Origin of the sequence: Verrucomicrobium sp. 3C (assembly GCF_000379365.1) — a bacterium.
In the GTDB taxonomy this organism is placed as follows: domain Bacteria; phylum Verrucomicrobiota; class Verrucomicrobiia; order Methylacidiphilales; family Methylacidiphilaceae; genus Methylacidimicrobium.
Genome location: NZ_KB901875.1, coordinates 865,603 through 874,806 on the forward strand (window position 1 = coordinate 865,603; position 9,204 = coordinate 874,806).

Sequence of the window (9,204 nt, forward strand, 5' to 3'; positions counted from 1 at the left end):
GGACCGGAGCCGTGAAGGTGCGCGCTCCCGGGGATGTGGGGTGGAGAGGATTCGCCGCAAGGCTGAGAAAGCGCTGGCGGCGATTCATCGAGATTCGACCCCTGGAAAGCCCGGCTTGAGCCAGTTCGACCATACGACCGGGCACTACGTGAAGAAGCCGCTCTCTTTGCGGACGCACGTCTTCGGCGATGGCCGCACCGAGCCGGTGCAGCGGGATCTCTACAGCGCCTTTCTCGCGAAATGCTCCGAGAAGGATTTCCTCGACATTAGCCGGGTCCGAAAGGCTTGGCCGGGTGCGGAACCGCTCCTGCGACGGGCGATGTCGAGGGTGAAGGAACCAGCGAGCCGGGAGGGCTTGTCCCGACCGCACGTCAAGAACGTCAGAGCTGGTCGCCCGTCGAAGGGGAAAATGGGAAGCGGCTGCCCTAGCAGCCGTTCCGGCGAGGCTGGGGATGCTGTAGCGCAAGCGAGAGCCCCGGAGAGCCGGAATCTCTATTCGCTAGAACCCCCTGGATTTAGCCATGGGGAGTTTGTGCGCCCAGCATGGGCACGGTCTTGGAGGTGAAAGTCCTCCCGCAAGCTGACCACAGCGAGCGAAAGGAAATGCAACTGCGCAAGGGTGACCGAGCGTGGGAAGGAAGCATGGAATGAAATCGCGGGCCGATGGACAAGAACCAAACAGGAGGCGACGCAGATCAAGGCGAGCGGGCAAGCTACCGCGAAGCTTTCGTGGTCAAGGAGAAGCGACGTAGATTTGGCGGTCGCGTGAGGAAAGATCGTGTACTTACCTGGGGAGATCTCGCTTTATGCCTGAAAGGGGTGACGCGGAAACGCGGAGCGAGAAGTCAGCAGAGGTTGTAGTAGCCTGGGAACCCAGGCGAAGGACCGAACGAGAAGGAAGGCTGGACGCTGTGACTCTTGGAAGGGCATCGCATCAGAAAGCCAGGGCAACCTGGGCGCGTCGCTAGAGGAATGGGTGAAGCTCATTCTCCCACGAGGCGTGATGAAGCCCGGCCAGCGGATCACGGACCGAAAGGCCTGGGGCGAGGCGGCTTGTTGATGCAGGTCCTCTCGCGCGAGAACATGGTCGAGGCGTGGAAACGCGTCAAGGCCAATACGGGAAGTGTGTCGTAAGCAAGTGAAGTGACCGTCGACCGCTCTAGCGGCCCCCGAGCTTGCCGTCGAGCGCCCAATCGACCAACGCCACGTTCACGACGGGCTCACCCAACAGTCCGAGCCAGGGCTTGCTGGTGTAGCGGGCGAGGATCTCCCGAAGCTCCTCCTGCCGCATCTTCCGCTCCCGGGCAACCCGCGGGAGTTGGAGAAGCGCGTTGGCGAGGCTGATGTGCGGGTCGAGGCCGCTGGCGGAGCCGGTGACTGCATCCGCCGGGATCCTCTGGTCCGGGGAGAGAAGATTTTCTTTCCGGTAATCGGCAACACTCTGGACGACCGCGTCCATCAGCTTCTTCGAGGTCGGACCCAGATTCCGGCCGCCGGAAGCCGTGGCATCGTAGCCCGCTTCCCCCGCCGCCGAAGGGCGTGGATGGAAGTATCGAGGCCCCCGGAAGTTTTGCCCCAGCAGGGCCGAGCCTAGGAGGGTTCCGTCCGGCGCCCGCACGAGACTCCCGTTTGCCTGGAAGGGAAAGAGGAGCTGGCCGGTCCAGTAGACTGCCAGCGGATAGAGCCCGCCCAGAACCACGACTAGCAGAGCCGTCAGCAGAAAAGCCACCCGAAGACGCGACCAGAACTCTTTCATGGGAAACCTCACCTCCACGGAAAAAGATTCAACAACAGATCGATCGCCTTGATCCCCACGAAGGGAGCCACCAGGCCGCCCAGCCCGTAAATCAGGGCGTTTCGCACCAGCAGCGCCTGCGCCGTCAGACCGCGCAGCCGGATGCCTCGCAGCGCGAGCGGAATCAACGCCACGAGGATGAGCGCATTAAAAATTACCGCGCTGATGATCGCGCTCTCCGGGCTTCGCAGCTTCATGATGTTGAGCGGGGCGATCACGGGAAAGGTTCCCATCAGCATCGCCGGAAGGATCGCAAAGTATTTGGCGACGTCGTTGGCGACGCTGAAGGTAGTCAGCGCTCCCCGGGTTACCAGGAGCTGCTTACCGATCTCCACGACCTCGATGAGCTTGGTGGGATTGCTGTCGAGATCGACCATGTTCCCCGCCTCTCGGGCCGCCTGCGTACCGGTATTCATGGCCACGCCGACATCCGCCTGGGCGAGGGCCGGTGCGTCGTTCGTGCCGTCCCCCGTCATCGCCACTAGGTGCCCGCCTTCCTGCTCCCGCCGAATCCGGGTCAGCTTCGCCTCCGGCGTTGCCTGCGCAAGGTAATCATCCACCCCCGCCTCCATCGCGATCGCTGCGGCCGTTTGCGGGTTGTCGCCCGTGATCATGATCGTTCGAATCCCCATCTGGCGAAGCCGTGCGAACCGCTGCTTGATCCCTCCCTTCACCACGTCCTTGAGGCGAATGACTCCGAGCGCCTCCTTCCCGTCCGCAACGACCAACGGCGTCCCTCCATCCCGAGCGATCCGATCGACCGCCTGCCGAACCGAATCGGGAAGGCTCCCTCCCTGCTTTTGCAAGAATGCTTCGATCGCATCCCCTGACCCCTTGCGGATCGAGCGCGCCGGGCTGCCGTCGCTCTCGGGGAAGTCGACTCCGCTCATCCGCGTCTGCGCCGAAAAGGGAAGAAACCGCGCCTGGTTCTCCAGCACCTCCCGGCCCCGCAACCCATACTGCTGCTTGGCGAGCACCACGATGGAGCGCCCTTCGGGCGTCTCGTCGGCCAGGGAAGCGAGCTGCGCGGCGTCGACCAGCCGGAGCAGATCGACCCCCGCCCCCGGAACGAACTCGGCCGCCATCCGGTTCCCAAGGGTGATGGTGCCGGTCTTGTCCAGGAGGAGTACGTCGATGTCGCCCGCCGCCTCCACCGCCCGCCCGCTGGTCGCCATTACATTGTGCTGGACCAGCCGGTCAATCCCCGCGATGCCGATCGCGCTCAAGAGCCCCCCGATCGTCGTCGGGATCAAGCAGACGACCAGGGCTGCCAGGGTCGCGATCGACACCGGCGCGTCGAGATAGTGCAAGAATGGAACCAGGGTCAGGATGACCAGGAGGAAGATGAAGGTCAGGGCCGCCAAGAGAATCCCCAAGGCGATCTCATTGGGTGTCTTTTGCCGCTTCGCCCCTTCGACCAACTGAATCATCCGGTCGAGGAAGGTCTGGCCGGGATCGCTCGTAATCTGAACCACGATCCGGTCGCTGATTACCTTGGTCCCGCCGGTCACGGCACTCCGATCCCCGCCGCTCTCCCGGACCACTGGGGCCGACTCCCCCGTCACGGCCGATTCGTCGACCGTCGCCGCCCCTTGCGTCACTTCGCCGTCGGCGGGGATCAGATCCCCGGCGACGCAGATCACCAAGTCTCCCTTCCGCAACTCGGTCGCCGAGACCGTCTCTTCCCTCCCCTCGCGGAGCCGGCGAGCCAGCGTGATCGTCCGGGCCTGGCGGAGGCTGTCCGCCTGCGCCTTCCCCCGACTCTCGGCGATCGCTTCCGCGAAGGTCGAAAACAAGACCGTGAACCAGAGCCAGAGGGAGATCTGCACCGTGAAAAACTTGGGCTCCGCGGAAAGGAAGATTTCGAGCGTGCTGACCAGCGCACCGATCTCGGTGACGAAGATGACCGGGTTGCGCCAGAGAACGAAGGGGTTCGCCTTCGTGACGGCTCCCCGCAGGGAAAAGGCCAGGAGTTGTGGATCGGAAAAAGAAAACTGCTTGGGCTTCATGGCTTCTCCTCTAAAAAATCTGACCCGCCTGGAGCAGGAAATGCTCGAGAATCGGCCCCAAGGCGAGAACCGGAAAGAAGTTGAGAGCGCCCACGATAAAGACCGTCGCGAGCAGGAGAACGATAAACAGGATGCCGGAAACCGGGAAGGCAGCCTGGGTGGCCGCCACCGTCTTCTGTGCCGCCAAGAGTCCCGCCAACCCCAGCACCGGGACGAGCATCAGGTAGCGCCCGGCCAGCATGGCGATCCCGAGGGTCGTGTTGAACCAAGGGGTGTTGCCGGATAGACCCGCAAAGGCGCTCCCGTTATTTCCTGTGGTCGAGCTGAACGCATAAAGGATCTCGCTCAGCCCGTGTGGGCCCGGGTTGGCGATTCCCGCTAAGCCCCATGGGCTCGCGATTGCCCAGGCGCTGAATCCGAGGATCGAGAGGGTCAGCACGAGGATGCTCAAGGCAGCCATCTTGACCTCGCTCGCCCCGATCTTCTTTCCCAGATACTCCGGGGTCCTGCCGATCATGAGCCCAAAGAGGAAGACCCCCAGCACCACGAAGAGAAGCATGCCGTAGAGTCCCGATCCGACTCCTCCGAAAGCCACCTCCCCCAGCTCCATATTGAAGAGCGGAACCAGCCCCCCCAGGGGCAGGTAGGAGTCGTGCAAAGAGTTGACCGCGCCGCAAGAGGTGGCTGTCGTCGAGACCGCGAAAAGCGCCGAATCGAGCGTCCCAAACCGCGCCTCCTTCCCCTCCCGGTTGCCCTCCGCCGACGAGAGCCCCTGCTCCATCAGGAGCGGGTTGCCTCCGGCTTCCGCATGCCAGCAGACCAAGATGCCCCCGAACAAGAGAAGCGCCATGACTCCCCAGACCGCCCAGCCATGGGCCCGCCGACCCACTGCCAGCCCCAGGTAGAGGGCGAGTGCTCCGGGGATACAGAGCACGGCCAGAATTTCCAGCAGGTTGGAAAGCGGGGTGGGATTCTCGAACGGATGGGCCGAGTTGGCGTTCGTGTATCCCCCTCCGTTGGTGCCCAACTGTTTGATCGCCTCCTGGGACGCGATAGGCCCTTGGACGATCTCCTGGGTTTCGATCCGATGCTCCTGGCCACCCGTGCCCGCGAGGACAACCGGCTCCACGAGTTGCGCCCGAGCATAGGAGGAGAAATTCTGAGGCACCCCTTGGGAGATGAGGACGACCGCCAACCCAAAGGAGAGAGGCAGGAGCAGATAATAGGTGATCCGCACCAAGTCGACCCAGAAGTTGCCGATGGTCTTGACGCCCGCCCGTGCCAACGCCCGGACGAAGGCGGCGGCAATCGCGATCCCGGTGGCTGCCGAGGTGAAGTTGTGCACGGCAAGCCCCACCATCTGCGAGAAGTAGGAGACGGTCGACTCCCCTGCGTAATTCTGCCAGTTCGTGTTGGTGGTAAAGCTCACCGCCGTATTGAAGGCCAAGTCGGGCGAAACCGGGCCGAAACCCTTGGGATTGAGCGGGAGCCACTGCTGGATCCGCAGGATGAGATAGGTCAACAGGAGACCGACGGCGTTGAAGAGCAGGAGAGAGGCGAGGTAGCCCTTCCAGTCCTCTTCCTTCCGGGAATCGATCCCGCAGAGCCGGTAGGTCCAGCACTCGAGCGGCCGGAAGACCGGGTCGAACCAAGTCTTCCCGTTCGGATTCAGGACCCGCGCGAGGTAGTGGGCCAGGGCCAGGCTCATGGCAGCCAGCACCGCGAAAAACAACCCGAGAGTCAGCCAAAAGGAGGTCGTCATTTCCGAAGCCGCTTAGAACTTCTCGGGCCAAATCATGGCCGCAAAGAGATAGACCAGAAGCCCCACGCACACGATTCCGAGAAGAACGAGCATTTCCCTCCTTAGATCCGTCCGCACCACTCCCCGTAGGCCATCGCCAACGCAAAGAAGAGCAGGGTCCCTACCACGTAAATCGCATCCGCCATCGTTCCCTCTATAAGTCCTTTTCCCGGGCGCGAGGACTCAAAATGCACCGATGCCGTATCAAAACTCGATAAACGAGCCGATCCCGGCGCTCCTCCCCACTCTTTTTATCTTTGCGTACGCGCCCCCTTTTCGCGACTCTCCAAGAGGCTCTGAAGCCAAGAGAGGGCGAGAGCGGACCAGCGGTAGGACTCCTCGCCCTCCACGGCAGAAAAGGTCTCGGCCGGAAGCCCGGTCGATTTCCCCGATTTCCTCAAGAGCTTCTCGCCTTCCTCGCCCTTAGCGTAGCACCCCCAGGGGGCAGTGCCAACGCCGGACCTCCCAGCTCTCGCAGAGGGAGGTGGGAGCGCCGGCGGGCGCTCGTTCCCGCCTATCTCTTCCGGGTATCGGCGAGAGCGAGCAGGCCGTCGACCTGGCTCTCGATCTCGTTCACGACCTTGGCCGAAAGCTTCCGGAGCCATCCCCGCGGGATCCCCTCGGCCGTGTATGTCGCTCCGGCGAGCATTCCCGCGAGCGCCCCCGTCGAATCCGCATCTCCCCCGCGGTTGACAGTCGCGATCAGGCAGGAGGCAAAGGAGTCGCTGCCGAAGAAGGTGAAGAAGACCGTCTGAATCGTATCGACCACGTAGCCCGAAGAGCTTGCGGGATGGGGGTCAAAGGCGAAGACCGGGTGCCGGGCGATCAGCCGATCGGCTGCGGCCCGCGCCCCCGAGATTCCCTCACCTCCCACCAGGCTCCGGACCATCTCCCCGAGCGCGAGTGTTCCGGCATCCGAAAACCGGTGATTGTGGGTGAAGTGGCACTGGCCGATCGTCCAGCGACCAAAGGCTTCCTCGTCTCCCAGGGTCGCCAGGATGACGGGGAGATTCCGCAGGCAGGCTCCGTTGCCGCCATGCCAGCGGCTGGGAAGCGCGTCGAGCGACCCGTCGGTCAAATAGCGGCGGATTCCCTGCAGGCAGGTGGCCCCCACATCGACCGGCCGGCCCCGATACCAGCGAACCAGCTCCTCCGCCATCGAACAAGGATCGAACCTTCCGAGCGCCAGGATCGCCCGCCCCACGGCCAGGCACATCTCGGTGTCGTCGGTGACCTGCCCCGGCTTGAGCCCGAGCCACCCGCCTCCGATCATCCGTCGGTGGACCCCGTAGCTCTCCGCGATCTCCTCCGCCGATAGAAACTCCACTGTGGCCCCGAGCGCATCCCCGACCGCGAACCCGAGGTAGGCTCCCAGCGCCCGGGCCCTGCGCCCCTCGCGCAAAACTGCCGTCATGGCCGACTGATCTCGACCTCAAAGGCTCCGCCGATGACGAGGTGCTCCGCCTCGCTCTGGAGGACATGGTGGGGAAGGAGCTCGCGAAAAAAGAGGATCTTCCCCAAGGGAATCCGCGCCGTGAGAATCCAGCTTCCGAACTGCTCGGCCACTCCCCGCTCGGTCGTGAAGGAGACGAGGTTATTGAGGAGCACCAGGGCGCTCCGCTTGCCACGGCGCTCCAGAATCTGGTTCTCCTCGAATCCCTCCACCCCGCGGTAGAGGGTCCGGTGGCGCTCCGCCCGTCCCGAAGCCCGATCGAGCGCCCACTGGGCGAACTCGTAGAGGAGATCGAGCTGCATCTGGATCGCATTGTTGTGAAAGCGGCTCGCTATCTTTTCCTCCACGTAGGTGACCCATGCGGTCGAGGAAAACCGCTCGATCGGGCGCTTATGATAGGTCGGGAAGAGCCCGAAGCGGCTTTCTACCCACCCCTTGAGCACAGCACCTTCCGGGCCATTCGAGTCGAAGGCCCATCCTTCCAGGAGCCGCCGGTAGCTTGACCGGTAACGCCGCCGCCCATCGGGACCAGGACGCATCCGCTGCTCTTCGTCGAGGCCGAAAAGGACCTCCATATACTCCTCAAAGATGCGCGCCGCCTCGCCGGCATCGCGCGCTCCACCCAACTTTCGGAAGAGCCCCGGGTTCATCTCGCGAACCCCGTGGATCGATAGCCGGATCGGACGGTCGTTGAAGTCCGGGCTCGCTAAAAATGCGGAGGGGACCCCTACCAGATTGCTCGCCTGAGCGCGCGAGGCAACCGACCAGCCAGAAGAAGCGCTTGGCGTAGACAGGGTAGTGTAGGATAGTCCCACCCCCAACCCTTCGCAAGCGAGTTTCCCAGAGAACTCCCCGCCAGTAGGGTCGGCGATGGGATGCGCACCGGCAACCCTCGCCTACGGCGCGGGCCAACGCTCTGCGGATGCTCCTTCAAGTGGGCTCGCTGGGATTTGAACCCAGACCTCTTTCGAGACTAGTACATCGCGTCATAATTACGTGACATAACAGTGCAGACTAGGTATTATGGCTTTCATTATGGTAGACAGTTTAACTGCATTACCGATTCGCGAAGAGCAGAGAGAAGAGTTAGAAGACATCGTCCGCAAGAGGAATGCGAAAGCCGGGTAGGTGATGAGAGCACGGATAATTCTGATGGCTGCCGATGGGGTTTCCAGCGCGGCGATTTCCCGGCGGCTCCAGTGCAACGCGCATATCGTGGGCAAATGGCGGCGACGGTTTTCCACGGAGGGGATCGCTGGGCTCAACGATGAGCCGCGGAGCGGACGCCCGGTAACGATAAGCCAATCGCTTACGCGCAAAGTGGTGATGACCGCGTGCAGTAAACCGCCGAGAGGTTTGAGCCGGTGGAGCATCCGCACGCTGGCGCGAGAGCTGGGTTTGCCCCCAGCTCGGGTCGCGCGCATTCTGCGCGCATTCTGCGAGCTTACGATCTGCATCCGCATTGCCTTCGCACCTTCACGTTTAGCCCGGATCCCCAGTTCAAGGAGAAACTCCTCGAAGTGGTCGCTCTCTCTACATGCAGCCTCCGGAGAACGCCGTGATGCTCTGCGTGGACGAGAAGACCCGCATCCAGGCCCTGGATCGCACGCAGCCCATGCTGCCTTTGCGGGCGAAAAGGCCCCGTTGTTGGACCAACGAGTATGTCCGGCACGGAACGCGCACGGTCTTGGCCAGCCTGGAGGTGAAGAGCGGGAAAGTCTTTGCCCATGTCAAGGAGACCCGGACCTCGGCCGATTTCCTCTCGTTTCTGGACGAGCTCGTCAAACGCTACGAGGACCAGCGGCTCTACGTGGTTTTGGACAATTTGAACACGCACAAGAATGAAAAGGCCCGAAACTGGCTCAGGCTTCACCCTAACCTGACTTCCCTTGAGTAGCAGCATAACTTCTTGATGCGGAAGGACAGGCCTTTCCGCTACTGGCCACATCGCTGCCCAGACCGGCGGCTGGGCGAAGAGCGGGAGCAGACGAAGTTTTTCCAGGAGCCGATTCAGTTCCCGAGGAATCTTGCTCAAAAGACGAACGATCGGCTTGCCTTCCACGGAGAGAACGCCGAGGCGGATCGACTGGAGGCGGCGCAGGAGCGCAGGAACGTGTTCAAAAACACCGAGCTTGCTCCACTCGGC

At 62.8% G+C, this 9,204-nt stretch carries 9 protein-coding genes and 1 pseudogene; 4 read left to right on the top strand and 6 right to left on the bottom strand.

Translation table 11 applies throughout. The annotated features are described in order from the left end of the window. The first annotated feature begins 40 nt into the window (after nt 1–40). A complete protein-coding gene (locus A37A_RS21235; RefSeq protein ID WP_020494029.1) occupies nt 41–565 on the top strand; it encodes a hypothetical protein in 525 nt (174 codons plus the stop codon). Between the two features lie 594 nt (nt 566–1,159). Here A37A_RS21235 and kdpC read toward each other — a convergent pair. The 6 genes from kdpC to A37A_RS0104925 all read right to left on the bottom strand — a co-directional run bounded on the left by kdpC (nt 1,160) and on the right by A37A_RS0104925 (nt 7,873). Next, a complete protein-coding gene (gene kdpC, locus A37A_RS0104890; RefSeq protein ID WP_231363768.1) occupies nt 1,160–1,768 on the bottom strand; it encodes a K(+)-transporting ATPase subunit C in 609 nt (202 codons plus the stop codon). Continuing rightward, on the bottom strand, nt 1,765–3,804 hold the full coding sequence (gene kdpB, locus A37A_RS0104895) for a potassium-transporting ATPase subunit KdpB (protein WP_018290412.1): 2,040 nt from the start codon (nt 3,802–3,804) through the stop codon (nt 1,765–1,767). The genes kdpC and kdpB overlap by 4 nt, the downstream gene beginning before the upstream one ends. Before the next feature lie 10 nt (nt 3,805–3,814). Then, nucleotides 3,815–5,566: a potassium-transporting ATPase subunit KdpA gene (gene kdpA / locus A37A_RS0104900; RefSeq protein WP_018290413.1), complete on the bottom strand. Its 1,752-nt coding sequence runs from the start codon at nt 5,564–5,566 to the stop codon at nt 3,815–3,817. Nucleotides 5,567–5,578: 12 nt separating this feature from the next. Further along, nucleotides 5,579–5,659, bottom strand: coding sequence for a K(+)-transporting ATPase subunit F (kdpF, locus tag A37A_RS22125; protein ID WP_081616196.1), 81 nt, complete (start codon nt 5,657–5,659; stop codon nt 5,579–5,581). 460 nt (nt 5,660–6,119) lie between these two features. Then, complete coding sequence (gene draG, locus A37A_RS0104920) at nt 6,120–7,019, bottom strand: ADP-ribosyl-[dinitrogen reductase] hydrolase (RefSeq protein WP_018290416.1); 900 nt, start codon at nt 7,017–7,019, stop codon at nt 6,120–6,122. Then, complete coding sequence (locus A37A_RS0104925; RefSeq protein WP_020494032.1) at nt 7,016–7,873, bottom strand: NAD(+)--dinitrogen-reductase ADP-D-ribosyltransferase; 858 nt, start codon at nt 7,871–7,873, stop codon at nt 7,016–7,018. The genes draG and A37A_RS0104925 overlap by 4 nt, the downstream gene beginning before the upstream one ends. Before the next feature lie 337 nt (nt 7,874–8,210). Here A37A_RS0104925 and A37A_RS21240 point away from each other — a divergent pair. The 3 genes and pseudogenes from A37A_RS21240 to A37A_RS20540 all read left to right on the top strand — a co-directional run. Continuing rightward, nucleotides 8,211–8,426 (top strand): annotated as a pseudogene (locus A37A_RS21240) (helix-turn-helix domain-containing protein); the annotation flags it as partial. Nucleotides 8,427–8,595: 169 nt separating this feature from the next. Next, complete coding sequence (locus tag A37A_RS21245) at nt 8,596–8,955, top strand: transposase (RefSeq protein ID WP_018290418.1); 360 nt, start codon at nt 8,596–8,598, stop codon at nt 8,953–8,955. Nucleotides 8,956–8,967: 12 nt separating this feature from the next. Beyond that, the coding region (locus A37A_RS20540) for a hypothetical protein (RefSeq protein ID WP_196799501.1) at nt 8,968–9,204 on the top strand (237 nt) is incomplete at its 3' end.

Bases quoted from the DNA above. Each gene is read 5' to 3' on its own strand.
- kdpF (WP_081616196.1), bottom strand. From the start codon at position 5,659: ATGCTCGTTCTTCTCGGAATCGTGTGCGTGGGGCTTCTGGTCTATCTC.
- kdpA (WP_018290413.1), bottom strand. From the start codon at position 5,566: ATGACGACCTCCTTTTGGCTGACTCTCGGGTTGTTTTTCGCGGTGCTG.
- A37A_RS21245 (WP_018290418.1), top strand. From the start codon at position 8,596: ATGCAGCCTCCGGAGAACGCCGTGATGCTCTGCGTGGACGAGAAGACC.
- kdpB (WP_018290412.1), bottom strand. From the start codon at position 3,804: ATGAAGCCCAAGCAGTTTTCTTTTTCCGATCCACAACTCCTGGCCTTT.
- draG (WP_018290416.1), bottom strand. From the start codon at position 7,019: ATGACGGCAGTTTTGCGCGAGGGGCGCAGGGCCCGGGCGCTGGGAGCC.